The sequence below is a fragment of the Neptuniibacter sp. SY11_33 genome (assembly GCF_047778025.1).
In the GTDB taxonomy this organism is placed as follows: Bacteria; Pseudomonadota; Gammaproteobacteria; order Pseudomonadales; family Balneatricaceae; genus Neptuniibacter.
In genome coordinates this window covers 1,273,044-1,298,661 of the sequence record NZ_CP180543.1, presented here as the reverse complement: position 1 = coordinate 1,298,661, position 25,618 = coordinate 1,273,044, and the positions used below count along the sequence as shown (strand labels likewise).

25 protein-coding genes are annotated in these 25,618 nt (G+C 43.5%); 14 read left to right on the top strand and 11 right to left on the bottom strand.

Annotation, left to right across the window (positions count from 1 at the left end; genetic code table 11):
- Positions 1-4: 4 nt before the first annotated feature.
- A complete protein-coding gene (gene dinG / locus ACMXYV_RS05985; protein WP_415890856.1) occupies positions 5-2,125 on the bottom strand; it encodes an ATP-dependent DNA helicase DinG in 2,121 nt (706 codons plus the stop codon).
- Between the two features lie 144 nt (positions 2,126-2,269).
- Between dinG and lexA the strand changes: the two genes are divergently transcribed.
- Entirely contained in the window at positions 2,270-2,878 is a 609-nt protein-coding gene (gene lexA / locus ACMXYV_RS05980) for a transcriptional repressor LexA (RefSeq protein ID WP_415891427.1), read from the top strand.
- A 2-nt stretch (positions 2,879-2,880) separates the two neighbouring features.
- Positions 2,881-3,339, top strand: a complete 459-nt coding sequence (locus ACMXYV_RS05975) for a cell division inhibitor SulA (protein WP_415890855.1) — start codon at positions 2,881-2,883, stop codon at positions 3,337-3,339.
- Positions 3,340-3,432: 93 nt separating this feature from the next.
- Here the strand turns inward: ACMXYV_RS05975 and ACMXYV_RS05970 are convergent, their stop codons facing one another.
- The 3 genes from ACMXYV_RS05970 to topA are packed head-to-tail and all read right to left on the bottom strand — an operon-like array spanning position 3,433 to position 6,868.
- On the bottom strand, positions 3,433-3,687 hold the full coding sequence (locus ACMXYV_RS05970; RefSeq protein ID WP_415890854.1) for a hypothetical protein: 255 nt from the start codon (positions 3,685-3,687) through the stop codon (positions 3,433-3,435).
- Between the two features lie 5 nt (positions 3,688-3,692).
- On the bottom strand, positions 3,693-4,217 hold the full coding sequence (locus ACMXYV_RS05965) for a DUF6586 family protein (protein ID WP_415890853.1): 525 nt from the start codon (positions 4,215-4,217) through the stop codon (positions 3,693-3,695).
- Positions 4,218-4,228: 11 nt separating this feature from the next.
- On the bottom strand, positions 4,229-6,868 hold the full coding sequence (topA, locus tag ACMXYV_RS05960; protein WP_415890852.1) for a type I DNA topoisomerase: 2,640 nt from the start codon (positions 6,866-6,868) through the stop codon (positions 4,229-4,231).
- 277 nt (positions 6,869-7,145) lie between these two features.
- On the opposite strand from topA, the gene ACMXYV_RS05955 reads away from it, so the two are divergent.
- Entirely contained in the window at positions 7,146-7,850 is a 705-nt protein-coding gene (locus tag ACMXYV_RS05955; protein WP_415890851.1) for a DNA topoisomerase I, read from the top strand.
- Here ACMXYV_RS05955 and ACMXYV_RS05950 read toward each other — a convergent pair.
- Both ACMXYV_RS05950 and ACMXYV_RS05945 read right to left on the bottom strand, forming a co-directional pair.
- Positions 7,847-8,071: a DUF1653 domain-containing protein gene (locus tag ACMXYV_RS05950; protein WP_415890850.1), complete on the bottom strand. Its 225-nt coding sequence runs from the start codon at positions 8,069-8,071 to the stop codon at positions 7,847-7,849. The two genes, ACMXYV_RS05955 and ACMXYV_RS05950, sit on opposite strands and share 4 nt — an antisense overlap.
- Complete coding sequence (locus tag ACMXYV_RS05945) at positions 8,071-8,589, bottom strand: hypothetical protein (RefSeq protein WP_415890849.1); 519 nt, start codon at positions 8,587-8,589, stop codon at positions 8,071-8,073. Before ACMXYV_RS05945 ends, ACMXYV_RS05950 begins: the two co-directional genes overlap by 1 nt.
- Before the next feature lie 226 nt (positions 8,590-8,815).
- Here ACMXYV_RS05945 and ACMXYV_RS05940 point away from each other — a divergent pair, with 226 nt between their 5' ends.
- Positions 8,816-9,256 (top strand): universal stress protein, encoded by a 441-nt coding sequence (locus ACMXYV_RS05940; protein WP_415890848.1) that lies wholly within the window; start codon positions 8,816-8,818, stop codon positions 9,254-9,256.
- Positions 9,257-9,263: 7 nt separating this feature from the next.
- On the opposite strand, the gene ACMXYV_RS05935 is transcribed toward ACMXYV_RS05940, so the two are convergent.
- Complete coding sequence (locus tag ACMXYV_RS05935; protein WP_415890847.1) at positions 9,264-11,156, bottom strand: ATP-binding cassette domain-containing protein; 1,893 nt, start codon at positions 11,154-11,156, stop codon at positions 9,264-9,266.
- A 147-nt stretch (positions 11,157-11,303) separates the two neighbouring features.
- Between ACMXYV_RS05935 and ACMXYV_RS05930 the strand changes: the two genes are divergently transcribed.
- Positions 11,304-13,268, top strand: coding sequence for a transglycosylase SLT domain-containing protein (locus ACMXYV_RS05930; protein WP_415890846.1), 1,965 nt, complete (start codon positions 11,304-11,306; stop codon positions 13,266-13,268).
- A gap of 25 nt (positions 13,269-13,293) precedes the next feature.
- Complete coding sequence (locus ACMXYV_RS05925; protein WP_415890845.1) at positions 13,294-14,091, top strand: TatD family hydrolase; 798 nt, start codon at positions 13,294-13,296, stop codon at positions 14,089-14,091.
- Here the strand turns inward: ACMXYV_RS05925 and ACMXYV_RS05920 are convergent.
- The gene (locus ACMXYV_RS05920) at positions 14,084-14,332 is read right to left on the bottom strand and encodes a glutaredoxin family protein (RefSeq protein ID WP_415890844.1); all 249 of its coding nucleotides are present in this window, start codon (positions 14,330-14,332) and stop codon (positions 14,084-14,086) included. The genes ACMXYV_RS05925 and ACMXYV_RS05920 overlap by 8 nt on opposite strands.
- A 129-nt stretch (positions 14,333-14,461) precedes the next feature.
- Between ACMXYV_RS05920 and ACMXYV_RS05915 the strand changes: the two genes are divergently transcribed.
- The 3 genes from ACMXYV_RS05915 (at position 14,462) to ACMXYV_RS05905 (ending at position 18,501) form a co-directional block, all read left to right on the top strand.
- Complete coding sequence (locus tag ACMXYV_RS05915; RefSeq protein ID WP_415890843.1) at positions 14,462-14,989, top strand: PAS domain-containing protein; 528 nt, start codon at positions 14,462-14,464, stop codon at positions 14,987-14,989.
- 5 nt (positions 14,990-14,994) lie between these two features.
- A complete protein-coding gene (locus ACMXYV_RS05910) occupies positions 14,995-16,491 on the top strand; it encodes a methyl-accepting chemotaxis protein (protein ID WP_415890842.1) in 1,497 nt (498 codons plus the stop codon).
- A 249-nt stretch (positions 16,492-16,740) separates the two neighbouring features.
- Positions 16,741-18,501, top strand: a complete 1,761-nt coding sequence (locus ACMXYV_RS05905; protein ID WP_415890841.1) for a PHA/PHB synthase family protein — start codon at positions 16,741-16,743, stop codon at positions 18,499-18,501.
- Positions 18,502-18,579: 78 nt separating this feature from the next.
- Here the strand turns inward: ACMXYV_RS05905 and ACMXYV_RS05900 are convergent, their stop codons facing one another.
- On the bottom strand, positions 18,580-18,993 hold the full coding sequence (locus ACMXYV_RS05900) for a tetratricopeptide repeat protein (protein WP_415890840.1): 414 nt from the start codon (positions 18,991-18,993) through the stop codon (positions 18,580-18,582).
- Positions 18,994-18,996: 3 nt separating this feature from the next.
- A complete protein-coding gene (locus ACMXYV_RS05895; protein ID WP_415890839.1) occupies positions 18,997-19,398 on the bottom strand; it encodes an SMI1/KNR4 family protein in 402 nt (133 codons plus the stop codon).
- Between the two features lie 434 nt (positions 19,399-19,832).
- On the opposite strand from ACMXYV_RS05895, the gene mqo reads away from it, so the two are divergent.
- Both mqo and ACMXYV_RS05885 read left to right on the top strand, forming a co-directional pair.
- Complete coding sequence (gene mqo, locus ACMXYV_RS05890; protein ID WP_415890838.1) at positions 19,833-21,374, top strand: malate dehydrogenase (quinone); 1,542 nt, start codon at positions 19,833-19,835, stop codon at positions 21,372-21,374.
- 144 nt (positions 21,375-21,518) lie between these two features.
- Positions 21,519-21,698: a Fe-S-cluster oxidoreductase gene (locus ACMXYV_RS05885; protein ID WP_415890837.1), complete on the top strand. Its 180-nt coding sequence runs from the start codon at positions 21,519-21,521 to the stop codon at positions 21,696-21,698.
- Between the two features lie 89 nt (positions 21,699-21,787).
- Here ACMXYV_RS05885 and ACMXYV_RS05880 read toward each other — a convergent pair whose 3' ends face one another.
- Complete coding sequence (locus tag ACMXYV_RS05880) at positions 21,788-21,991, bottom strand: cold-shock protein (RefSeq protein WP_415890836.1); 204 nt, start codon at positions 21,989-21,991, stop codon at positions 21,788-21,790.
- A 517-nt stretch (positions 21,992-22,508) separates the two neighbouring features.
- Between ACMXYV_RS05880 and ACMXYV_RS05875 the strand changes: the two genes are divergently transcribed.
- The 3 genes from ACMXYV_RS05875 (at position 22,509) to ACMXYV_RS05865 (ending at position 25,609) form a co-directional block, all read left to right on the top strand.
- Positions 22,509-23,789 (top strand): MATE family efflux transporter, encoded by a 1,281-nt coding sequence (locus ACMXYV_RS05875; RefSeq protein ID WP_415890835.1) that lies wholly within the window; start codon positions 22,509-22,511, stop codon positions 23,787-23,789.
- Positions 23,790-23,796: 7 nt separating this feature from the next.
- Positions 23,797-24,879 (top strand): DUF3080 family protein, encoded by a 1,083-nt coding sequence (locus tag ACMXYV_RS05870; RefSeq protein ID WP_415890834.1) that lies wholly within the window; start codon positions 23,797-23,799, stop codon positions 24,877-24,879.
- A 91-nt stretch (positions 24,880-24,970) separates the two neighbouring features.
- Positions 24,971-25,609, top strand: coding sequence for a transglutaminase-like cysteine peptidase (locus ACMXYV_RS05865; RefSeq protein WP_415891426.1), 639 nt, complete (start codon positions 24,971-24,973; stop codon positions 25,607-25,609).
- Positions 25,610-25,618: the final 9 nt, after the last annotated feature.

The following is a 25,618-nucleotide window of genomic DNA, read 5'->3' as shown; positions in this document are numbered from 1 at the left end:
ATTCCTAAGAAAAATTTCGCCGATAAGGCGGTAAAGCGGCTAAGAGCTGCTTTCCATAACGACGGGTAATAAACCGTCGATCAAGCAATGTTATTTTGCCGCTATCGCTCTCAGTTCGTAATAAACGCCCTGTAGCCTGTGTGAGACGCATTGACGCCATCGGTATAACCCATTCTTGAAAAGGATTACGCCCTTGAGATTCTAGCCATTCACCATAGGTTGCCTCAACTGGATCATCCGGGACCCCAAATGGTAATTTTGTGATAATTACATGCTTAAGGTAATCACCAGGTAAATCTACACCTTCAGCAAAAGAAGCTAAACCAAAAATAATACTTGGTTTATTAGAATCGATACGAACTCTGTGTTGTCGCAAAATCTCATGCTTTGCAAGTTCACCTTGCACGAGAATATCTGCTGTTATACTAGCAGGCATACGCTCAAGAACATACCGCATCTGACGCCATGAGCTAAATAACACCAAGGATGCACTACCCTGCTGCAATATAGGCAATAACATTGCCGAAATCTCTTCATTGTGATCGTCAGGATTTCCTGGATCGGTCTTCATTGCAGGTACATGTAATTCGGCAGAATTTTGGAAATCAAATGGACTCATAAAGATATTGCAAGGACTATCAGGAGGTATACCAAGATCGGCATACAGCCGGTCAAAACGTCCTAACGCGGTTAACGTAGCCGAAGTAATAACAGCACCATAACAATTTCTCCAGAGGTGCTCTTGCAAGGTTTCTGCAGCAGATACAGGACTACTGCAACACTCAATGTCGATGCCATCATTACCATCTACTTTCACTATCCAGCGAGCCGTCGGTAGGCCTGCTGTCGCATCAGATGCAGCATAGGACTTAGCTAACCAATACATCGATTGCATACGGGATAACAGCACACCCATCTGTGGATACCATGTTTCACTGATAGCAAGGGGCAGATCGGCTAATTCACCATCCATCCCTTCTTTCAATAGATCAACAATCTGCTCAAATTTTAAAACAACTCTCTCAGCAGCCTGAGCAAAATTATGAAAAGACAATTGTAATGGCTCAGGGATCATCCCTTGCGCAAATCGATAGCGATCACTTGGGCCTTGGAGTTTATCTTCAAGTATTTGATTTAACAGCAGTTGGACTTCCTTCAAGGAATTTTCCATATCTGCAAAAGGATTAGCTAACTTCTCGATATAATTCCGAAGCACTATATGGTCAGACGCGTCATTCAATAACTTATTCAAACTACGCGTCGCTTTACTCATCCAACGGATACTTGATTTAACCCGCAAGCTATATGAAAAATGCCCCGTGGTTTTAGTGCCTAGGTGGTGGCCTTCATCAAAGACATAGATGGTATCTTCCGGTGGTGAAAGAATAGCGCCGCCACCAAGAGAAAGATCAGCTAAAACAAGATCGTGATTGGCAACGATCAGATCCCATTTATCCAACTCTTGTCTCGCCTTAAAAAAAGGACAGATAGAAAAATTACTGCAACGACGGTTTGTACACTGCATATGGTCGCTAGTAGACAACCGCCAAACGGCATCAGGTACGGTATTCTTTAAAGCATCCCTGTCGCCATCCCACTCGCCCGAGGCATAATGATTAAGTAAAGATTTAACTTCATCAATGTCAGATGATTGAAGTTTTTGAGCCACTTCATCTTCATACAATGCAATTTGGCCTAATTCATTTTGTTGCTCCAATACTTTCTCTGCATTGGAAACACAAAAATATCGACCTCGGCCTTTAGCTAAACCATAAGTAAGATTGATACCAGCATCACTAATCAGCTGAGGGAGATCTTTTAGAATAAGCTGTTCTTGAAGGGCAACCGTTGCTGTAGAAACAACCACTTTCTTTTTGCGTTGCTGTGCGATAGGAACTGAAGCCAATAGATAGGCCATCGTTTTACCCGTACCGGTACCAGCCTCCGTAACACAGATATGCTTACCACCAGTCCTTTCGCCTTCGGAATTAACTGTAATCGCACCAAGCGTTTTCGCAATCTCCGCAATCATTAACTTCTGGCCATAGCGAGACTTCAATCCTCTGTTATTGAGAAAAGTACTATAGGCCTGCTGTATTGTTTGCTTGAGTTGCTTATCTAACAAAATCGTAATCCGTCGAAAAACTAGCCGCGATTCTAACAGTTCTGAATGTTTAATAACAAAAATACTGTATAAAAAAACATAAGTTGCTTTACAAACCAAAAATACTGTATAAAAATACACATACTGTATAAACAAACAGACATGATCATGAAGCTGACTAAACGACAAACGGAAGTTCTGGATTGCATCAAGCGTCACATTAGCGATACCGGCTACCCACCTACTCGCGCAGATATTGCCCGCGATTTAGGGTTTAAATCAGCCAATGCAGCTGAAGAACACTTAAAAGCGCTAGCCAAAAAAGGCGCGATAGAAATTATTCCAGGTACTTCTCGCGGTATCAGAGTACCTGAACTGGAAGAGGAAAATAGCGGCCTACCCATTGTTGGTCAGGTTGCAGCAGGATCACCAATACTTGCTCAAGAGCATGTTGAGGATCACTGCACAATCTCCTCTGACTTCTTTCACCCCAAGGCGGATTATCTCTTAAGGGTGAAAGGCAGCAGTATGAAAGATGTAGGTATCATGGACGGTGATCTACTGGCAGTACACCAGTGCCAAACAGCAAAGGATGGGCAGATTGTAGTCGCTCGAATAGAAGATGAGGTCACCGTAAAACGCTTTAAGCGTGAAGGTAATATCGTTTATCTAATTGCTGAAAATGAAGAGTTTGAACCGATTGTAGTGGATTTAAACGAACAACCACTGGCAATAGAAGGTTTAAGCGTAGGCGTTATTCGTAGAGGTAACTAACCATGATGGCATTTCACGCAAACCAAACAGCACCAATCGTGCAGAACACATCTGCAAATGAAAAAATTTTCGCTAAGCAAAAGCCTAGTAATCAATTAGCAGGCACGATGACTGAAATCGTTGTTCATGATGAAAATTTTTCTAACATCCCAATGTTGATGCCATTACTTGCACAACTGAGTCAGGATGATCGCTGGTTTGTGTGGATTGCTCCCCCAGTACTGTTACCGAAAAATCTTCTGATTGAAGCAGGTATCGATCTGAACAAAGTTATTCTGCTGAACCCAGATAACAAACACAGTACTTTTGAGCTTGCCAAACAGGCACTTAGCACAGGCACTAGCCATGCTGTAATTTCATGGCCTGGATACTTAAACAATGAAGAGTTTAACGACTTAGAAAGCGCAGCCAAAAAAGGGCAAAGCCACGGAATCATTATTAGACGCCGTCAACATAGCTAAGAGTACTTCTCTAGTTTGTTAAGGCGCCTAATCACAGCAATATCCCCCCTAATAATGAGCTTTACCTGAGAGGAGCTCATTATCGGAGCTTACCTAATGAATAGTTGGCGGGATTTCTTCTTCAGGCTCTTTTTCTAAACCTACCCCAGATTCTGCCATCATCTGGATGCCTGCAGTTAACATAACACGAGCTACATCTAGATATTGATCACTTAATTGCTCTTTAAGTGCATCAGAAAAATTAACTTTAATCATCGGCTCTTCATCGCTATCCATATTTCGGATTGCTAAGCCGCCTTCATCAAGTTCGATTATTTCAAGCACAGTCTCGGGTGTTAGTCCTGACACTTAATTTACCACTCTTGCATGCCTTCTCTAAGGCGATTAACTAATTCAGACAGCGAATCAAACCAAGCTTGATACTCGGTAATGATTTCACCATCCTCTGCGTGATCAGGATTGATCTGCAGCACATGTATTTCAGAAACACTGCTAGTTTCAGTCACAGCCTGTTTGGAATCAGCGCCATGCCAGCAGGCCTCATAAGCAGACATCATTTTATGCAACCAAGATGAATCATCTGATTCTAAGTTACTTAACTGGCTCAACTCAGGACTTTCGACACCGGTCTCACCCATTTCAGCTGCTAACGCACGATAACCTTGAAAGGTTTCCGTATCGACTTTATACCATTCAGCAATTTCGCGTAAAAAAGCATCGTAGGCTGACGTCAGGTGGAACAGCACTGATTCGTTATAAGACTCAATCAATGCATGCTTACTCCAACTGGTGTCATCTTGAGCTTTTTTAAGCTGTTCTAGATGAAGTCGTGTAAAGCTCAACTTCTGATTCGTGCGTGCCTGATATATACCGCTCATGAAATCCCCGACTATTTCTTCTTCGCTTTTTTTCGGGTCTCTTCTTCGACCCATTTACCATCGCGATAGAATGCACGCCAACCTGTCGCTTTACCATTGACCTCGGTCATAACGTACTGCTCTTTGGTCTTTCTGCTATATCGAATGACACTCAGATTACCTTCAGAGTCATTCTTAGGCGCACTGAATAAGAAATCATATTTAGGATCAATCTCAGACTGATGTGGCAGTATTTCCACAATCTTCGGAGCACGTGTTTCTCTGTTTCTAGGGAACTGGCTTGCTGCCAAGAACAAACCAGACGCACCATCACGCAGGATGTAAGTATCCTCAACCTTTTCGCATTGAAGCTCAGGCATAGGAACTGGATCCATCTTAGGCGGTGCAGGCTCACCGTTTTTCAACAACTTACGGGTGTTTTTACACTCAGTACAGCCGAAGTATTTACCAAAACGACCGGTCTTAAGCTGCATCTCTGCAGAACACTTATCACACTCTAAAACAGGCCCATCGTATCCTTTGATGCGGTATTCACCTTTCTCAACTTCAAAACCAGAGCAATCAGGGTTATTACCACACACATGCAATTTACGATTCTCATCAATCAGATAAGAATCCATTGCGGATCCACACAACTTACAACGATGTTTCTTGCGCAGAATTCGAGATTCTTCCTCATCATCGCCATCAGCGCTAACAACCTCGTCCCCAGAGACTAGGTTAATTGTACACTTACAGCGCTCTTTTGGCGGCAAGCTATAGCCTGAACAACCCAAGAACACACCTGTACTACCTGTGCGGATCATCATATCTCGGCCACAATCAGGGCAAGAGATATCCGTCTCTGTAGGTGCATTAGGACGCATACCGTTCTCTGCATCCTGCGCCTCTTCCAGCTTCATAGAGAAATCAGCATAAAACTGATCTAACAGTGCCTTCCAATCCGCACTGCCTTCAGCCACATCATCAAGGCTTTCTTCCATACGCGCTGTAAAGCTGTAATCCATCAGGTCAGAGAAGTTTTCACCTAGACGTTCGGTCACAATATCGCCCATTTTTTGAGCATAAAAACGTCGGTTCTGAACTTCTACATAGCCACGATCTTGGATCGTAGAAATAATTGCTGCATAGGTCGACGGACGACCAATCCCTCGTTTTTCAAGCTCTTTAACAAGGCTTGCTTCAGTGAAACGAGGAGCCGGTTTCGTAAAATGTTGCTTCGGCAACAGTTCGACCAAATTCAGATTATCACCAGCTTGGACATCAGGTAGGATAATATCTTCTTCACCTTTCCCCTTAGCTGGCATAACACGTGTGTAACCATCAAACTGCAAAATTCGACCTTTGGTAACTAATTCAAAGTCACCGGCAGACACAGTTACACGCGTGCTTAGGAATTTCGCTGGAGTCATCTGACAAGCTAAGAACTGACGACGAATTAGCTCGTACAAGCGCTCAGCGTCTCTGTCCATGTTCTTAAGCGCAGTAGCCTCTACATTTACATCAGATGGACGAATCGCCTCGTGAGCCTCTTGAGCGCCCTCTTTGCTGCTATAGCTGTTAGGCGTTTCAGGTAGGTATTTACTACCGAAATGATCACCGATGTACTCACGACAGTGAGTAACAGCTTCCGCACTCAGGTTGGTCGAGTCTGTACGCATATAGGTGATGTAACCTGCTTCATACAAACGCTGCGCCATCATCATGGTTTTCTTAACACCAAAACCAAGGCGCGTACTCGCTGCCTGCTGCAGTGTTGATGTGATAAATGGAGCTGAAGGTTTACTACTGGTCGGTCTATCTTTACGACTGATAACTTCAAATGAAGCTGAACGCAGTTGTTCTAGGTGCGCTTTAGTTTCAGCTTCTGAACCTGGACGGAAAGTTTCGCCGTTTATTCGATGCACCTGTAATTTCAGTGCAACTTCATCCTTCGTGAGTGTATCAGCCTGTACTTCCCAAAATTCCTCAGGAATAAATGCACGGATCTCTTTTTCGCGCTCTACGACCAACTTAACGGCCACCGACTGAACTCGACCTGCAGATAAACCACGTGCCACTTTTTCCCAAAGTAGCGGAGAAACCATATAGCCAACTACACGATCAAGAAATCGGCGCGCTTGCTGAGCATTAACACGGTCCATGTCCAGCGCAGAAGGCTGTTCAAATGCTTCAGAGATTGCTTTTTTAGTAATCTCGTTGAAAACAACACGACGGTAACGCGTATCATCACCGCCAATCGCTTCACGCAAGTGCCATGCAATCGCTTCCCCTTCGCGGTCCAAATCGGTTGCGAGATAGATTTCGTCAGCATTCTTAGCTAAACGTTTAAGCTCATCAACAACCTTTTCTTTACCCGGAAGGATCTCGTAATGCGGATCCCATCCTTTATCAGGATCGATCCCCATACGGCCAATAAGTTGTTCACGCGCCTTCTTCTTTTTATGTACAACCTTTTGTTCAGGCGACATTTTACGCGTCAGAGCCGCTTGGCGAGCCCGTTCTTTCGGATCGCTCTTTTTAGTACTGCCACTGGTTGGCAGGTCGCGAATATGACCCACACTGGATTTTACAACGTACTGATTACCCAGATATTTGTTAATGGTCTTCGCTTTCGCGGGTGATTCCACGATTACCAGGGATTTTCCCATAGCGTCCTTCTTTCCTCGGGCTACATGGTTAAACGCTGAAGAACTATCTATTTTTGCAACTTGTCACGATATTACTGTGCAAAAACTGTTCACTTTCGAGTTTAGCGCTTAACTAACAATAATATTTGGGAGCATATATAAGTGTTGAGAATGCTGTGGTCAAGCAGCAATTGCGATAAAAGTAGACCAATGGATCAACAAGAACTTTACCTATCAGCACTTACAAGCCACAATATTCACCATAATTAACAATAATTTAATCGTCCAGAAAATACTGATGCTTAACGATAATCTTTTATTTGTAATTCTTATCGCAGTGGTCGGCCTAGTCGCCATTACTGTGAATTTTGTAATTACGACTCGAGAGCAGCAGGAAGAAGCTAAAGATCAGCGTCTTACTTGGCTAAAAGGACAGGCAGAACACATTCTGCAAGCTATTGCTGTGCTGCGTGAAGCAGACTGCAAACCCGAAATTATTCAAAAGATTAATGAGCACGCCACCTCTCTCCTTGAAGAGGTTGCAATGCTAGCACCAGACTCAGAACTGTTTAATTCTCTCACTCAGCAGAAAGATACCGCAGATAAAGCCTTTGCTTCTGCAGAGGTCTTCGATAGCGACAAGGCACTGAAGCGAGCGCAGATCTATATTAACTTTGCCGAAAAGCTCGTAGTCCAATTAGCAAGAGGTGGGAAGATTACTCTCACACTAGCTCAGAGCTATAAACAAGAACTTTATTGGTTACGCATTACTGTGGTTGCTGACGCTCATGTAAGCCAAGGCAATCGTTTTTTACAGAACGAAGACTCCATGACGGCAGTTTCCCATTACCGTCACGCCAAAGCTTTACTAGTAAGAGCCAACATCCCTCATACGGTTAAAAAACCACGCTTAGAAACAGTCGATAACCTAATTGAAGGAATTCAACCAAGAAAACCGCGCTCGCAAGGTACTTTGGCAGATTCTTTAGATCGCCTTCTTTAATCTATCTTCTTAAAACGAGGGACAACTGAGCCGTCTTCTAGGGTTACCGTCTCAACAAACATATCTAACGGACGCACCCAGGTAGATTCATCACCGTAACCCAACTTATAGACTACCAGCCACTCTTCAGTCTCAGAGTGTCGCGCCACATCTAAAACAACGTATTCAGGCCCTTTATAGTGCTTATAACGACCTGTAGGCACTTCAACCGGTGGTAACATTAAAAATTGCCCTCACTGAACTCTTTAAGCTTTTGATAGAGAGACTCCATTATCTCTTCACCCTTATCACTGTTTCCCGCTTCATCCCAATGGACACCAACATAAGCTGGCGTTGATTCTAAAGAGAAAACACCCTTTGGGAGCTCCTCTAACAGTGCATTTAACTCATCTAACTGCGGCTCAGACAAAGTGCGCTCACCTTGAGCCCAGCACCAGCCAGCATTCAAACCGATATTAGCAATGGACTCGACTCGAAAAACTTGCCAAGCGTTGAAGTTATTCTTCTGTTCACGGCTTAAGCCTTCACGCAAAACTCGATAAGCAGTCATATTACGCTCGTCTGGCTCCATCTCGCCCTGAGCTCTGGGCGGCTTCATCTTTTCGAGTTGTATTTGGAAGCCTAACGCTTTTGCTTTAAGCCTCAAAGATGCTTGGTATTTTTGCTTTTTAGTGGGCATAACCCACATCATTGAGCCTAATAAAGACATCATTATCAGAACGATTATCATCCATTCCATTACTAAACCCTCAGCCCAATTACCGTACGCGCGGACACATTGAATACTAGGCTGTACATGACTGGCGTAAAACACTCAGAAATAACACAACCTATTAAATTATTGATAGAAATCAGCTGACGCGATGTTACCAGAGTACGCACAGCAACGCTCTATGCTAATCTTTTAAAAGAGTCTGTCACTCACTCTCAACAGCCTTAAACTCTTTGCTAGTGGAGATGCAGTTATGGGAACTTATTCCAAGATACTTTTAGCCTTAGACCTCTCAAGCGAATCTGATCAGCTCAAAAGTAAAGCCTATGAACTTGCAAAAGCGAACGATGCACAGCTCTATGCAGTTCACGTTATAGAACCACTCAGCTTTGCTTATGGCGGCGATGTCCCGATGGATCTCACCTCGATACAGGAACAACTAGATAAACACGCCCAGCAAAAGCTCAAGCGTTATTGTGAGACCCTAGATTATCCAGTAACTGAACAGCTAGTGGTAACAGGTCAAACCGAATCAGAGATCCACCGACTCGCTGACGATTATGATATAGATCTGGTTATTGTAGGCAGCCACGGTCGTCACGGTATCGCCCTTTTACTAGGTTCAACCGCTAACGGCGTACTACATGGGGCTAAGTGTGATGTTTTAGCAGTCAGGATTCAGGATCAAGACTAGGAAGGGGTTACTCCCCTTCCTGCATCGCTTCCAACTCGACCCAGCGATCCATCAATTGCTCAACCAGCGATTCCTGATCTTGTAATTCACTGAGCTTCTGACTTACGAATTCATGATCCTGCTGATAAAAATCAGGAGCAGCTGTTTCCGTTTGCAGCGCTTCCAGAGTCGCCTCCGCCTGCTCTAACTTCGCAGGGAGCTCATCTAATTCACGCTGCAGTTTGTAACTTAGCTTTTTCTTTTTCGCTGGCTGAGAAGGCGCCGCTTCTTTAGCTTCTGGCTTTTCAGCTTTAGGTTGCTTACTCTCCTGTTTGACAGGTTCAGGACGCTGCCTCAACCAGTCTTGATAACCACCAACATATTCATTCAGTTGGCCGTCACCTTCGAATACCAAGGTGCTAGTGACCACATTATCCAAGAAGGAACGGTCGTGGCTTACCAGGAGAATAGTGCCATCAAAATCCAGAATAATCTCTTCGAGTAACTCTAGAGTTTCAATATCCAGGTCGTTGGTCGGCTCATCCAGCACTAACAGGTTTGCTGGCTGACTAAAGAGTTTGGCTAGCAAAACCCTGTTTGTCTCACCACCAGATAAAGCTTTTACCGGCGTTCGCGCTCTTTCAGGCGCAAACATAAAGTCATTCAAGTAACTGATCAGGTGACGATCTCGACCATTGATACTGATACTCTCTCGACCTTCGGCGATGTTATCCATCACTGTTTTTTCAGGATCAACCTGTGCACGTAACTGATCAAAGTAAGCAACTTTCAAATTCGTACCGAGCTTCACTTCACCTTGATCTGGAGATTGCTTACCCAAAAGCACGCTTAGCAAACTACTCTTACCGGCACCATTTGGCCCGATAAGACCGATACGATCACCACGTTGCAAGACAAAATCAAAGTTACTAAACAATGGATTGCCAGCATAACCCAACGACACATTTTTAAGTTCAGCAACCAACTTACCGCTACGAGCTGCTTCCTCAAGAGAAAACTTAGCCTTACCACCGCGCTCACGTCGATCTGCTCGTTCGTTACGCATCTTTTTAAGGGCTCGCACACGACCTTCATTACGGGTTCGACGTGCTTTAATGCCTTGACGAATCCAAGTTTCTTCTTGCGCCAGACGTTTATCGAACAGAGCGTTCTGCTTTTCTTCGTCCTCAAGCATCTTCTGCTTCAGATCCATGTAAGCAGAATAACTACCTGGGAACGATGAAAGCACCCCTCGATCAAGCTCTACGATACGAGTCGCCAAGCGATCCACCAACGCTCTATCGTGAGAGATAATCAACAAGCCACCTTTAAATTCAAGCAGTTGCTGCTCCAGCCACTCGATAGTCTCGATATCTAAATGGTTGGTAGGCTCATCGAGTAATAAAAGATCAGGATTCTGAACTAAAGCGGCACCTAACGCGGTACGACGACGCCAACCACCAGACAGTTCAGACATTAACTTATCGCCTGGAAGATCCAACTGTTCAATCACACGCTGGACGCGTTGTTCTAACTGCCAACCATCAACCGCTTCAATTTGATGCTGAAGCTTATCTAGTACCTTCATATCTGCATTTTCAGATGCAGCTAGCTCATCATAATCCTGACGTAGCTTTTGAATATCACCCAAACCCGCAGTTACAACATCGCGCACTAAGCGCTCATCCGCCGCAGGCATTGCCTGAGGTAATTCTGCGATTCGACAGGTTGGCGAAACCCAAAACTCACCACCATCAGCTTTGTGATGACCTGCCACCAACTTTAATAGTGTTGATTTACCAGCACCATTCATGCCGACCAAAGCAACCCGTTCACCGGGATCAATTTGGAAATCAACGTTATCTAGTAGAGGTTTGGCGCCAAAGGCCATGGATATTTTATCGAGTCGAATCAGAGGCATGATAGGTCAGCTTTTGTTCATTGAGGCCGCTATTCTACTCATTTTCGACAGATATGCATGAAAATGCTGCATTCAGGTAAATTATTATTTAATTAAGCCGTTAATCTATCGTATAAAGTGATAATGGATTATTCATAGGACTTGAAAATGAAACCTTTTTGGCAAACAACAACCGGTGTGTTCACTTTAACATCGCTACTTATTACAGCACCGCTTTCGTACGCTTCCATCGAGCAACAACGCAAACAATTTCTGCAAGCTGAAACCTATCTCAAACAGAATAAGGCTCAATCTTTTAAGAAAGCTCGAAAATCGCTTACTGATTACCCTTTAGCCCCTTATTTAGATTATCAATACGAGCTAAAGAGGCTGTACAAATCTAATTCCGGAAACGTATCAGCGTTTATCGAAAAATATCCAGAACTACCGATAGCCAACCGACTTAACCGCACTTGGCTAAATCATCTGGCTAAAAATAAAAAATGGACGTCCTACCGTAAGCATTTTAGTAACCACCCAGTTACTAGCATTCGCTATGAGTGCCAACAACAAACAGCGCTGCTCAATGGCAATTCGAAGCAGAAAAAGGCTGCTCTATATCAGGCACGTGAACTTTGGATGGTAGGCAAATCCCAACCTAAAGCTTGTGATCCACTTTTCAAAGCCTGGATGGCAACCGGCCGACCAACATCGAATGAAGCTTCCCAGCGTTTTTGGATGAGTGTTGAACAGAATGAAATTAAACTCGCTCGCTATCTAACGAAGAAGATCAAAGATAAAAAACAGAAGCAACAAGCTGAGCTTTTCTGGAAACTCTACAACTCTCCAGAACTCGTTAATAGCTCAACTTTAGATAGAATCGATAAGGCTCAACGCCCTATAGCCGCCGCCATCGTTTATAAACGCTGGTATCGAAAGCAACCAATAACAGCCTCTCAAACTTGGATTAAAAAACGCGACGAGCTGATGCCACAGGTTGATCAAGATAAAGTCAGTCTATACATGGGCGAGCGTCTGAATTGGACCTATCACAGCCAAGCGATCAAATTGAGCAAGCAGCTTGACCCTGAATACCGCATTGAAGAACTAACAGAGCGACGTATTCGTAATGCCTTAGCTAAACAAGATTGGGAGACGGTTGCAGAAGCAATTAGCCATCTCAATGAAGAAGAGAAAAAAGATTCTAAATGGCAATACTGGTCTCTCATTGCTGAAAGGCACCTTAAGCCCAAAACCGATCAAAAAGAGAAAATAGCCGAAGTCGCTAAAGACCGGAGTTTTTACGGTTTCTTAGCAGCAGAGTTAAATCAAAGTCCTTTCCAGCTTAATGCTAAATCAGATGCTGTAACTCAAGAGCAGCTAGATGAGTTAGCCAAGTTACCTGCTGCTGCACGCGCAGGCGAATTATTCAAACTAGGTCGATTGACCGAAGCTAATCGAGAATGGCGCCTCGCTCTATCTCAGATGGACGAACAGCAAAAGAACCTTGCAGGTTATCTAGCCAATTCTTGGGGTTGGCACCTACAAGCGATTATCAATGCTGCCAAAACAGAGCGTTGGGATCATATAGATCTTCGCTTCCCTTACCCTCATGCAAAACTATTTAAAGAGCATGCGGTTAAAAACGATCTCGATCTAAGCTTCCCTGTTGCTATAGCCCGCCAAGAAAGTGCGTTCCTATTCAACGCTACATCCCGTGTTGGTGCACGAGGCCTAATGCAGTTAATGCCTCAAACAGCCAAACTTACAGCTAAAAAGCATGAAGTTCCTTATAAGAAAAATGCAGAGTTAGATAAACCAGAGATCAATATTACGCTAGGTTCTGCCTACTTAGGTGATATGTTGAAGAAATTCGACAACAACCCTGCCTACGCAGCAGCTGCTTACAATGCAGGCCCCCACCGTGTAACTAAGTGGCTCAAGCAACGTGGCGATCTGCCTTTAGACATCTGGATTGAAACCATTCCGTTTAAAGAAACACGCAAATATGTTCAAAGTGTATTAGCATTCCGTGTCATTTATGATCGCTTAGAAGGTCGACAAGCAAGCTTACTTAACGATAAGCAAATCGCCTTGTTAGCCGTTAACCAAAGCAAGAAAACTGCTTTATAAACAAATAGTAAAAGAAGACATCTGTATGACTAATCCTTGCTGGATTGATATTGGCGTTAACCTTACCGACAGTAGTTTTGATAAAGATAGGGAGGATGTAATCCAGCAAGCATTAGAACAGGGTATTGAACATCTAATCATTACAGGCACAACACTCGAAGAGAGCTTACAAGCTATCGAGTTATGCCAAAAATATCCTGAACATCTTTACTGCACCGCAGGAGTTCATCCCCACTACGCAAAAGATCACACAGTCAATCAACTGCAAGAGTTGGATGCGCTATTACAAGAGGACTGTGTCATCGCTGCAGGCGAGATGGGATTAGACTTCAATCGGAATTTTTCCACACCGGAACAGCAAGTCAGAGCTTTTGAAACGCAACTTGAAATCGCATGCACACGCCAACAACCTCTGTTTCTCCATGAACGAGACGCACATAAAAAACAGCTGGAAATTCTTTACAGCTATCGAGACCATATTCCCAACGCCGTAGCGCATTGTTTCACCGGCAACAAAGAAGAGCTGTATAACTATTTAGATCTGGATATGCACATTGGCATTACAGGTTGGATCTGTGACGAAAGGCGTGGATTAAATCTACAAAAGCTGGTTAAAGATATTCCCGCAGATCGACTGATGCTGGAGACAGATGCCCCCTACCTTCTTCCTCGAGATATAAAACCGAAACCTAAATCTCGCCGTAACCTTCCGATCTACCTTCCGCACATAGCGAGAAAGGTTGCAGAACTAAGAAGCGTAGAGTTAGAACAGCTACAGCAGGCTATTTATCAAACTACCTGCAAGTTCTTTGGACTCAATTAGATACGCGCTGTAGAAATTCTAGAAGCTGGGATTGATCAAACGGCCATTCCAGCTCATCTTTACTCTCCAAATCCAACAAAACTGGAATTTTCACGCCATATCGCTCAACTAAATCATCGTCATCAGCAATATCAACCTGATAGATCGCATACTTCTGCATATCCACAGAAGACGCTATCAATTGCTCTGCCACTTCACACAAATGGCAACCGACGGTTCCCATCAATTCCAGTTCTCTCACTCTATTTACCCTAACTAACTCGTTTTTTCAGACCGTTCGACCGGAGACCTGAGCTAGATCACAGAATGTCTACACTCTGCATGTTAGAGTCCGCGGCCAATTAATCGCAATCATCAACTTATATAGCGAATGAAAAACCAGATCATACCGAAAAACGACGAAGTACGTTTAAACAATGATGAATTTATCGTGTCAAAAACCGACACAAAAGGACGTATCACCTATATTAATCGCGTCTTTATGCAGATCGCTGGCTACAACGAAGCTGAACTACTAGGCAAACAACACAATATTATTCGCCATCCTGATATGCCCCGCGGTGTATTTAAATTTATGTGGCAAACCTTACAGCAAGAAAAAGAGTTTTTTGGCTATGTAAAAAATCTCTGCCGAGATGGCTCTTATTACTGGGTATTTGCCAACGTAACACCAGATTACGATGCTCAAGGGCAGCTTACAGGCTACTACTCGGTGCGTCGTAAACCTAGCCAACAGGCCATAAATACCCTCACCCCTATTTATGCAGAGATGTTAGCACTGGAAAAACGTACGCCTACCAGTCAGGCAGCCGAAAAATCTATCGAATTGCTCAATTTTAAACTGCAATCCTTAGGCAAAGGCTATTTCGAAGTTGTTATGGGGCTGGACCAAGAATAATGCGGATGTCAGACAAACAATTTTCTAATGCAACCAGCCGTGGTGTTCCATTCTTACGCTCTCGCGCAAAGCGCTTGGTCATATGCTGGAACATATTATTACTCGGCTCTTTATTGGGTAGCATTTTTTTTGCTGATATCCCCTACTGGCAGATCATCCCATTTATTTCAGCAATAGCCTTAACCGTCTACACATTGAAATCTAATGCCTATGCAATAAATGCCCTAGAACGGATCAATAACACGTTGATCAAAGCCAATGATGGTGATTTCAGCACCCGTATCACATCTGTATCCGGACTCGGGGAAGTAGGCAAAGTTGCCTGGGAACTAAACGATCTTTTGGATCGAGTGGAATCTTACTTTAAAGAGGTCGATGCCTGCTTTAGCTATGTTGCTGAAGGCCGTTATGATCGAAAAGCCCTCTACAAAGGAATGCCAGGTCGTTTGAGAAAATCCCTCTCTCAAATCAATGCTTCGCTGGAAAAAATGGAGGAAGGCGCAAAGTTTCTAGCCTCCAACCAACTTAAGTCAGAGCTACACAATCTGAATACCAGCCATTTGATTGAAAACCTCAGACGAAACCAGTCCGATTTAGTCAAAATTTCTGAAGAGATGGAGCAAGTAGAGTCAATCGCTGCCAAAAATGGTCAAGCCGCTGCCAATAGCCAAAGCAGCGTCGATAACATGAGCGGTGCTCTCGCGAGCATTACAGCGAACATCACCAGTGTATCCGAGGTAACTAAAGCCTTAGAGGCTGACAGCACAAAGGTTTCATCCTCCTTATCGATCATTACCGAGATCGCTGACCAAACTAGCTTACTCGCGCTTAACGCTGCTATTGAGGCTGCTAGAGCGGGAGAACAAGGTCGCGGATTTGCTGTCGTTGCTGATGAGGTAAAAGCCCTATCCAATCGAACCAAAGAGGCTGCGATTGAGGTGACAGAAACCATCAATAGCTTCAGTGAACGTGTTGCAGATATGGTTCAACAAGCAGAAATTTCTTCACAAGCTGCAGAAGAGATCAACACTCAAGTTCAGCAATTTAGAGAGCAGTTTGCCAACATTGCGACCTCTGCAGAAGATACCCAACGTTATATTGCCTATGCCAAAGACTGCACTTTTGGTTCCCTAATAAAAGCCGACCACGTTATTTTTAAACAAAATGGTTATGTTGCTTTAGATGACACAAAAGACCGTACAGAAGAATTACAGGCTGTAAGTGTTTGCCATACTGATTGTCGTTTAGGTCAATGGTACTTTGAAGGTGAAGGCTTTGAATCCTTTAAAAGCACAAAAGCTTACAAGTTGATGGATGCACCTCATGCAGCTGTGCATCACTCTGTTTTAAAAGCAGTTTCTTACCGTGATCAGAACTGGAAGAAAGACAAATCAATCCGTAAAGAGATTGTAGAGCACATGCGAAATGCGGAAGAAGAGAGTTATAAAATTCTGCAACATATCGACGATATGATTGATGAACGGCACCGAATGAATAGTTAAAAGCACTACAAAAAACATGCGTTTTATCTACAAACGGTATGATATTTATTGAACCAAGGCCTTAACACCTTAGTGTGATCGACCAAGGAATACCTTGATACATTGCACCGCACAAGAATATGCTGGACAGATATATTCACGAAAACGCAATTAAAAGTTGCGATATTGTGAGTTAAACCGTAAAACTTGTATTTCCACGACTCCATACTCGTAACGATTATGTGAAGCAAGCAAGATGGAAGGACGGATATGACAAAGAAAGGCGACCCAATGGACAACAATAGCAACCTGCTTTCCAACCCTCAGGAGTTTATTGACTACCTGAATACCGAAACCCAGAAAGTATTGGAGATGTTCTCAGCTTCCGGCTGTGATGATATTTTCACTAAGTTCACGCAATCCTGGACAGAGTTAGCTAACCGCTCCTGGGAAGACCCTACCGTTTGGATCCGTGCAATTACCGATTATCAGCAGAGCCAGATGAGCCTTTGGACTAATCTTCTGACAGGTAAAAGCAGCGGATCAGTTGCTGAACCAGCACGTGGCGACCGTCGCTTCCAAGCTGAAGAATGGTCTCAGAACCCAGTTTTCGATTACATCAAGCAGTCTTACCTACTAAGCTCTAAGCTTCTTCAGGAAATGGCAGCTAATGCTAATCTTTCTGACCAAGAACAGAAGAAGCTTGAGTTCTACACGCAGCAATATATCGATGCGATGTCTCCAACTAACTTTGCAATCACTAACCCTGAAGTTCTTCAACAAGCGTTGGAAACTAAAGGTCAAAGCTTAGTTGACGGTCTTAAAAACCTACTAGGTGATGCTGAGAAAGGCCGCATCTCTATGACTGACGAGTCTGCGTTTGTTCTAGGTGAGAACATTGCAACGACTGAAGGTTCTGTCGTATTTGAAAACGAGATGTTCCAGCTGATTCAGTATAAGCCAACAACTGAAGAGACTTACGCTCGTCCAACAATGATCGTGCCTCCTTGCATCAACAAGTTCTACATTCTTGACCTGCAAGAAAGCAATTCTTACGTGAAATACTGTGTTGACCAAGGCCAAACGACCTTCGTTATCTCTTGGTTGAACCCAACGATTGAACAAGGTCATATCACTTGGGATGATTACGTAGAGAAAGGTATCCTAAAAGCAACCCAAGTAGTTCAAGACATTACTAAGAGCGACAAAGTTAACGCGGTAGCATGGTGTGTAGGTGGTACTCTGCTAACTACTGCTCTAGCTGTAATGGCTGCACGTAAAGATACGTCTATCGCTTCTGCAACGTTCTTCACCACACTCCTAGACTTCACTGATCCGGGTGACCTATGTGTATTCATTGACGAACAGCAGATTAAGAAACTAGAAGATAAAGTGAATAATCAGGGCTACCTAAGTGGCCGTGAGCTTGCTACGTCTTTCAACATGCTACGTTCAAACGATCTAATCTGGTCTTATGTTGTTAACAACTACCTTAAAGGTCAGACACCTCCTCCGTTCGACATCCTTTACTGGAACAGTGATTCAACCAACCTTCCTGCTGGCATGTACACTTACTACATCAACAACATGTACATGGAAAATGGTCTAACTCAGAAAGACCAGTTAACTATCTGCGGTGAGAAAATCGATCTAGGTAAGATCAAGATCCCTTGCTACTTCCTATCTACAATCGAAGATCACATTGCTCCATGGAAAGGTACTTTCGAAGGTACTGAACTATTGAAAGGCAAAAACGAGTTTGTTCTAGGTGCAAGCGGTCACGTTGCGGGAGTTATCAACCCAGCCTCTAAGAACCGTCGTAACTACTGGATCAACGGCGAACTAGGTAACGGCGCAGACAGCTGGTTAGAATCTGCTGAGCGTCAGGAAGGTTCATGGTGGCCTCACTGGGCTGAGTGGTTGAAGCGTCGTGCAGGTAAGAAAGTTGCAGCTCCAGCTGCACCTGGTAACGATGAGCACAGCGTTATCGAACCAGCACCAGGTCGTTATGTAGCAGTACGTATAGACTAAGCTTAATATAGAAACTAAAAACGGAGCTTCTGCTCCGTTTTTTTGTTTTTGTCCATTTTATATTTTAGACAGTGTCGATTATTCGATCCCAGATCTTAACTGCTGAATATCTTCTTGAAGTTCCTGATCTTCAGTGAACCCCGCAAATTTTTCCGCTTTAGCTAATGCTTCCAGCGCATCCTCTTTTTGACCTTCTTCAAACAAGCGCTGAGCTAAAGAGTATTGAATCGACGCTTTATACTCTGTCTCTTTTAAACTATCAGCCAACTGATAAGCTTGCTGATAGAGTTTGATCGCATCTTGGTTTTCTTCTGCGAAGTCAGCTAACGTCTCCCAAAACACAGGATGATCGCTCTTTTTACCTTTATACTGCTCAGCTAAAGCTTCCAGTTCAGCGTAAACCGAATAAAACTCTTTTTCGTTATCCGCTTCAGCCGCCTTCATCATCGACTCAGCAAAGGTTTCAATTTGTTGAAATATCTGTCCGTTCATTTATTAACTCTCCAGCCAAACATCTTTGGCCCAGTTCCAGATCGATGGCCACTCATCTTCGATAGTATCACCGTGCTGCCAAAGCAAGATAGCTGCATCTTGGGTAATGCAATAGTAGCCATGTGCATGTTCACAAATCGGAATATATTCACGAGGCATACCTATATCCCAAGCAGTGGCTGCTAATTCAGGCAGAAAGGTATGAGAGCTTGGATCTGCAACAGTGGCGGGTTCGATGGAGCCACAGACAATATCACTTACTTCAAGTAAAAAATGTTTATATTCATCAGGAAGCGAGATCAGAATTTGCTCTTCGATCTCAACAAGATCGTCTTCATCAGGTAGATCTAAAGGCACAGGAACTTCGACATTACGTTCTTGTAGTAACTCAATAATATCTTCCATATAGGCGCTCCTGATTTAGACTTTTTAGATTCGGAGGCAGACTAGTCGAGCGGAACTGAGAAGTAAATAAAAGAGATCGGTTATATCCATCTTTAATAACTTTAGAGAATAGTTATATACACAAAGGCCGCAAACATTACTTCGTACGACAGTAGCCATGCCAAAATATGTAATACTTTAGAATTAATCTAATCCGAATTGCTAACTCCTTTGGCCTTATTTACCAAGACATTGCCGACAGAATCCGTATAATTCGCGCCAAACATCCTGCAACCTCCAGAAAATGTCATAAAATTATGTTCTAGGTGTTGCAGAACAAAGAAGTCTCGGGTGATAACAGCTGACTCACCAAAGTCATGACTGTTGCGGCCACAAGCCCCCATCCCCGCAGCTACTTCACAAACCATTATTATTATTAAAATGGCGAAGTTCCTATGACCACAAAATCAGTAGACGTATTGCTAGTCGGCGCGGGAGCTATGAGTACGACCCTTGGCGTCATGCTCAAGCAGCTAGATCCTTCCCTGAAAATCAGCATGATCGAGCGCCTAGATCATGTCGCCCATGAAAGTACAGATGGCATGAACAATGCCGGTACGGGCCACGCGGCATATTGTGAATTGAACTACACGCCACAAATGCCAGATGGCACGATCAATGCCACTAAAGCTTTCGCAATTAACGCCTCTTTCGAAGTTAGCTTGCAATTCTGGTCATACCTCGTAGAACAAAACGCCCTTCCTGAACCTTCTCAATTTATTAACCCTGTACCACACCAAAGCTTTGTATGGGGTGAGAAGAACGTAGAATTCCTTCGCAATCGTTATGAGACATTAAGTGCTACGCACCAGTTTGCGGATATGGAATACAGCGAAGATCACGCTGTATTGAAAGAGTGGATGCCACTGGTCATGGAAAACCGTGACCCAAGCGAGAAAGTTGCAGCAACTCGCGTTGCTTACGGCACGGACGTTAACTTTGGCTCTCTAGCCCGCAACATGGTGAACTTCCTAGAAGCTCAGGATGGTTTCGAACTTCTACTAAGCCGTACAGTAAAAGATCTGAAGCAAGACCAAGATAAGAACTGGACGATCACCCTAAAGAATGACCAAACCGGCGATAAAGAAGTTATCAACGCTAAGTTTGTATTCCTTGGCGCAGGTGGTGGCGCACTACCACTGCTACAGAAAGCAGGCATCTCCGAAGGTAAAGGTTATGGCGGCTTCCCTGTAAGTGGTCAATGGCTAGTTTGCCGCAAACCAGAAATCGTTAACAAGCACTTGGCTAAAGTTTATGGCACAGCGCCTATAGGTGCTCCACCGATGTCTGTACCTCACTTGGATACTCGAGTTATCGGCGGTGAACAAGCACTACTATTTGGTCCATTTGCTGGCTTTACGACTAAGTTCTTGAAGAAAGGTTCTATCTTCGACATGCCACTGAGCATCAACCTTGGCAACATCAAGCCGATGCTTTCTGTAGGCATGAATAACATGGACCTTACTAAGTACCTAATCAGCGAAGTAATGCAGTCTCACAGTTCTCGTGTAGACGCACTAAGAAACTTCTTCCCTGATGCAAAAGATGAAGACTGGGAACTTTCCTACGCAGGTCAGCGTGTACAGATCATCAAAGAAGATGAGAACGGTAAAGGCAAGCTTGAATTCGGTACCGAAGTGATCTCGGCTGAAGACGGTACGCTTGCTGCGCTACTGGGTGCTTCACCAGGCGCATCAACTGCAGTCCAGACGATGATTAACATCGTGGAAACATGCTTCGCTGATAAACTTGCTTCACAAGAGTGGCAAGACAAGATTTATGCGATGATCCCATCTTACGGTCAGGATCTGACTCAAGATGCAGCGTTATTAAATAGCGTGCGTGAGCGCACTTTATCTACGCTGGGGCTTGATACTATAAAAAAGACACAACTGCAGGCTGATAACAGCCTGCAAGATCAAGGCACCGCTGCCTAATCAAATATAATTATAATGATATAGAGCCAATCCCAAAGCCGGTCTTATGACCGGCTTTTTTATTTCACCTACACTTTTTCTGACGTTACCATGCAATGTAGAGAAAACTGCGGTGCCTGCTGCATTGCGCCAAGCATCACCAGCTTGAACAAACCTGCCGGCGAACGCTGCAAACATTTAGATCAGCAAAATCGATGTAAAATTTTTGGTACAGATCGAAGACCAAAAGCTTGCGCTAACTTTGCACCTGAAGAAGAGTTTTGTGGTCAAAACAGAGAAGAAGCACTACAGATCCTAACCCTTCTGGAAAGTAGCACCCATTAACCGTTACAATTTTTAGGCAATAAAAAAGCAAGCCCTAGGCTTGCCTTTAAATAATGTGCAGGACGGGATCTTAATCCCGTAGCAACAGCTTAAACTTTAACGATGTTTTCAGCTTGTGGGCCTTTTTGACCTTGAGTAACAGTAAACTCTACTTTTTGGCCTTCAGCTAAGCTTTTAAAGCCGTCGCCCTGAATTGCACTGAAATGTGCAAATACGTCCGGACCGCCTTCCTGTTCAATAAAACCAAAGCCTTTTTCGTCGTTAAACCACTTAACTGTTCCAGTTGTTGCCATCTTTCAAAACCCTTTTTTGGATAATTAAAATCAGCCAAAGCAACGAAAGATTTCCTGCTTGAAGCTGTTAAAAAAGAAAAAACCGACAGCATTGAAAGAGTTAGGCCAAGAGTTTCCTTGCCGCAACATTAAAGCAGCCACGTCTTTTCCGATTATCTGATCATAGCGTTGCTTTGTGTTAATTCAATTCCATCTGTGTATTTTTTGATGTTTTTTTGACCAAAAAGGATTCAACAATAGTCTAAGACTCGACTAATCGGTAAGTGTTGGGCCGTCATATCCGCCTTTTTAACAACTTGTTAGGTGATTAAGCTCTTAATTTTTACCCTAAGATTTAATCCATCTGCGTTTCATCGCGGTATACTTAAAGCCAGCACAAGTTAAAGAAAAGCTGTAAAACTTCATTCCGCCTCTTTCAGTTGTATCTAAGGATCATCCCCTGAAACGTCTACAAGAAATCAAAATAATTCTTACCCTTGGCTTCCCTATAGCGATCGCTCAAGTAGCACAAACCTCTATGGGCTTTGTCGATACGCTGATGGCCGGACGTTACAGTGCTACAGATCTAGCAGCAGTGGCATTAGGGTCAAGTATCTGGCTACCCATTTTTATTGCTAGCCAAGGCATCTTAATGGCCACTACGCCCATGGTTGCGCATCTCGTCGGTGCCAATAACGAAAAGGCAAGCTCGGAAACACTGCATCAGGGCGTAATCATAGTCGCCATATTAAGCTTGCTCGCAACCTTTACCCTACATAACTGCGACCCCATTCTAGCTATCATGGGCGTAGAGAAAGAACTAGCAAATTTAACTACAGAATACCTAGCGGCTATAAGCTGGGGGTTCCCTGCCCTTCTGCTTTATCAACTCATCCGCAGCTATATTGAAGGTTTTGGTAAAACTCAGCCCGCTATGAAAATTTCAATTCTTGGGCTTTTATGTAACATCCCACTGAATTATGCATTTATCTATGGCGAATTTGGCTTTCCAGAATTAGGAGGCGTAGGGTGCGGCTGGGCAACAGCTATTGTTATGTGGGTTATGTTCTTTAGCGCGCTCATCTATCTGGCCAAATCCCCAACCTTCGTTGTGATCCAACCATTCTCAGGCTGGTCTCTACCTGAGCCATCTGCACTTAAAAGCTTTTTAAAGCTAGGGCTACCCATCGGTATCGCCCTTTTAATTGAAGTCAGTATGTTTTCGGTAATCGCCCTGCTTTTGGCAGATCTTGGAGAGGTCATGATCGCTTCTCACCAGATCACAATCAGCTTTACCGGCCTAATCTTTATGCTGCCTTTAAGTATATCTCTGGCACTCACCATACGCGTTGGCCATCAACTCGGGGCGAAAAAACCTGAAGCGGCCAAATTCAGCGCAGTTACAGGCTTGATTATCACTTTAACCCTAGCGATCTTCAGCTCTTCACTGATGGCTCTTTTTGCAACGCCTATTGCCGAGCTTTATACCCAAGAGATTCAGATCATTGATATCGCCAGCACTTTGATCATTATTGCAGCCCTTTTCCAGTTTTCAGATGCAATCCAAATAACATGCTCAGGTGCTCTTAGGGGCTACAAAGATACTGTTATTCCACTCATGTTAGTGTTTATCGCCTATTGGCTCATTGGCCTTCCTTCTGGATATATTTTAGGCAAAACAGATTTGATTACTGCAGCGATGGGCCCAAAAGGATTCTGGATTGGCTTACTTATTGGCTTAACCATTGGCGCTATACTGTTAATTACTCGTTTACACTGGAAAAGCAACCAAATGCTCAGCCAAGCCCAACATCGTTAACCAAGTTATGCTAAAACGGTTCTCTATTCTTATCATCGTACTAATATCCATTGGCGGATGTAGCCGAGATACACCTGAACTAGTATTGGAGAATTATCTTTATCGTCTAAGCAACACCCTCGATTTGGATCAACCTCAGCCATACATCCCTGACGTAAGGATGCAATTCCCGCTTAAACGCGATCGAAGACTTAAAACCACAGAGATCCGTGAAGGCCTTTTAGACGTTCTGAAATTAAAACGTTGTCATCTGCTACCTCTAATCGCAGAACGCAATAGCTCTCTTGGCAAAGTAGCCAAGCCATCAACAAAATTACTATATGAACTCAATTTCTATCATTTATTGACCCAGTGCCGAGAATCTTTGCGATACGACAGCGCGATTGACACTGAACTACTACAAAAAGTAAACGCCATCTATCGTGTTAAACGTGATAATTTACCTGCAGAATTATGGAATGGGATTTTTACTGCTCCAGAAATAGAAGCCAATTTCAGCCGTTCGCAAACAGCTTTACCTCTAGTTGATAACAGCAGCAGTCAACAGAGTATCGAAGCCTTAAGAACACTTGTAAATTTAACCGCAAATAGCCTTGATACATTAGGCATAATAAAACCTAATGAAGATCGCTTAAATCAAGCCTTCAAAATCTTACACAGTAATCGATCTGGCCCAGCAATTATCAGCTCGCTTGAAGTCCTGACCTACCATCTTACTCAAGCTACACGCTTGTTAGAGAAACGTAATTCGCCTAAGAACCCGCTATGTAGAAACCAAAGTCCAAATCAAACGGCACGTATTCTAGAAAACGTTTTTTATAAATTTTATATAGGTGAAGTTTTACCTTATTTGGCTCAAACTGATCGATATGCCTCCCAATGGCTCGACCTTAACCAGCAATTACTGCAAAATTACACAGTACTATCAGTATCCATTCCACAATCAATGGAAACTTATTCAACCACTATACTGTCCAAAACAGCACCTCATGGCATTTGGTTGAGTTACCAACGCGCTAGGGACAAACATACAGAAGCTTGGCAGAAAACCTTAAAAAATTGCGGCATGATGCCGACACAGAAAGACTAACCGCTTTTGAGCTACGGATTGGACATTGAACCCAGCCTTTAAATCAAAACAGCACAGTAACAATTTACCGTTCAATACAGCATTTTTTGTATTGTTATTGTTTGCTTCAGCCCTTCTGCTTACCCAAGTAGATGCTGAAAGCGTGCGCCTGAGCAAAGCTGATATTGAAAAGCTGGGGAATAAATACGGCGCAAAAGCAAAACGTCGACTCGAAACTTGGCAGAGTTTATTAACTGAATTAGCCAATGAGAGCGAAAGCCACAAGCTAGAACGCGTAAACAACTTTTTTAACCAAGTTCGATTTATCGATGACATCAAGCACTGGAAAAAGAAAGATTACTGGGCTACACCCGTAGAATTTCTAATCACTAACGGCGGTGATTGCGAAGATTTCAGCATAGCAAAATACTACACACTCAAAGAGCTGGGTGTACCCGTAGAAAAAATGAATTTAGCCTACGTTAAAGCCTTGGAGTACAACCAAGCCCATATGGTATTAACGTACTACCCCAAGCCACGTGCAACCCCTTTAGTTCTGGACAATATTAACGGCGAAATTTTGCCTGCTTCCAAGCGTACAGACCTATTACACGTTTATAGCTTTAATGGTGATAAACTATGGCTCTCAAAAATGGGCCGCAGAACTACGTTGGTAGGAACATCCGACCGATTAAAGCCTTGGGTAAAACTGCAATCTCGTATTGAAAACAATGACATTAACCTAAGGTAGGTTTAATGA

What these genes read in the sequence shown, in the direction of transcription:
- ACMXYV_RS05975 (WP_415890855.1), top strand. Translation starts at nt 2,881, where the DNA reads ATGATGGCATTTCACGCAAACCAAACAGCACCAATCGTGCAGAACACA.
- ACMXYV_RS05965 (WP_415890853.1), bottom strand. Translation starts at nt 4,217, where the DNA reads ATGAGCGGTATATATCAGGCACGCACGAATCAGAAGTTGAGCTTTACA.
- topA (WP_415890852.1), bottom strand. Translation starts at nt 6,868, where the DNA reads ATGGGAAAATCCCTGGTAATCGTGGAATCACCCGCGAAAGCGAAGACC.
- ACMXYV_RS05955 (WP_415890851.1), top strand. Translation starts at nt 7,146, where the DNA reads ATGCTTAACGATAATCTTTTATTTGTAATTCTTATCGCAGTGGTCGGC.
- ACMXYV_RS05950 (WP_415890850.1), bottom strand. Translation starts at nt 8,071, where the DNA reads ATGTTACCACCGGTTGAAGTGCCTACAGGTCGTTATAAGCACTATAAA.
- ACMXYV_RS05945 (WP_415890849.1), bottom strand. Translation starts at nt 8,589, where the DNA reads ATGGAATGGATGATAATCGTTCTGATAATGATGTCTTTATTAGGCTCA.
- ACMXYV_RS05940 (WP_415890848.1), top strand. Translation starts at nt 8,816, where the DNA reads ATGGGAACTTATTCCAAGATACTTTTAGCCTTAGACCTCTCAAGCGAA.
- ACMXYV_RS05935 (WP_415890847.1), bottom strand. Translation starts at nt 11,156, where the DNA reads ATGCCTCTGATTCGACTCGATAAAATATCCATGGCCTTTGGCGCCAAA.
- ACMXYV_RS05930 (WP_415890846.1), top strand. Translation starts at nt 11,304, where the DNA reads ATGAAACCTTTTTGGCAAACAACAACCGGTGTGTTCACTTTAACATCG.
- ACMXYV_RS05925 (WP_415890845.1), top strand. Translation starts at nt 13,294, where the DNA reads ATGACTAATCCTTGCTGGATTGATATTGGCGTTAACCTTACCGACAGT.
- ACMXYV_RS05915 (WP_415890843.1), top strand. Translation starts at nt 14,462, where the DNA reads ATGAAAAACCAGATCATACCGAAAAACGACGAAGTACGTTTAAACAAT.
- ACMXYV_RS05910 (WP_415890842.1), top strand. Translation starts at nt 14,995, where the DNA reads ATGTCAGACAAACAATTTTCTAATGCAACCAGCCGTGGTGTTCCATTC.
- ACMXYV_RS05905 (WP_415890841.1), top strand. Translation starts at nt 16,741, where the DNA reads ATGACAAAGAAAGGCGACCCAATGGACAACAATAGCAACCTGCTTTCC.
- ACMXYV_RS05900 (WP_415890840.1), bottom strand. Translation starts at nt 18,993, where the DNA reads ATGAACGGACAGATATTTCAACAAATTGAAACCTTTGCTGAGTCGATG.
- ACMXYV_RS05895 (WP_415890839.1), bottom strand. Translation starts at nt 19,398, where the DNA reads ATGGAAGATATTATTGAGTTACTACAAGAACGTAATGTCGAAGTTCCT.
- mqo (WP_415890838.1), top strand. Translation starts at nt 19,833, where the DNA reads ATGACCACAAAATCAGTAGACGTATTGCTAGTCGGCGCGGGAGCTATG.
- ACMXYV_RS05880 (WP_415890836.1), bottom strand. Translation starts at nt 21,991, where the DNA reads ATGGCAACAACTGGAACAGTTAAGTGGTTTAACGACGAAAAAGGCTTT.
- ACMXYV_RS05875 (WP_415890835.1), top strand. Translation starts at nt 22,509, where the DNA reads ATGGGCTTTGTCGATACGCTGATGGCCGGACGTTACAGTGCTACAGAT.
- ACMXYV_RS05870 (WP_415890834.1), top strand. Translation starts at nt 23,797, where the DNA reads ATGCTAAAACGGTTCTCTATTCTTATCATCGTACTAATATCCATTGGC.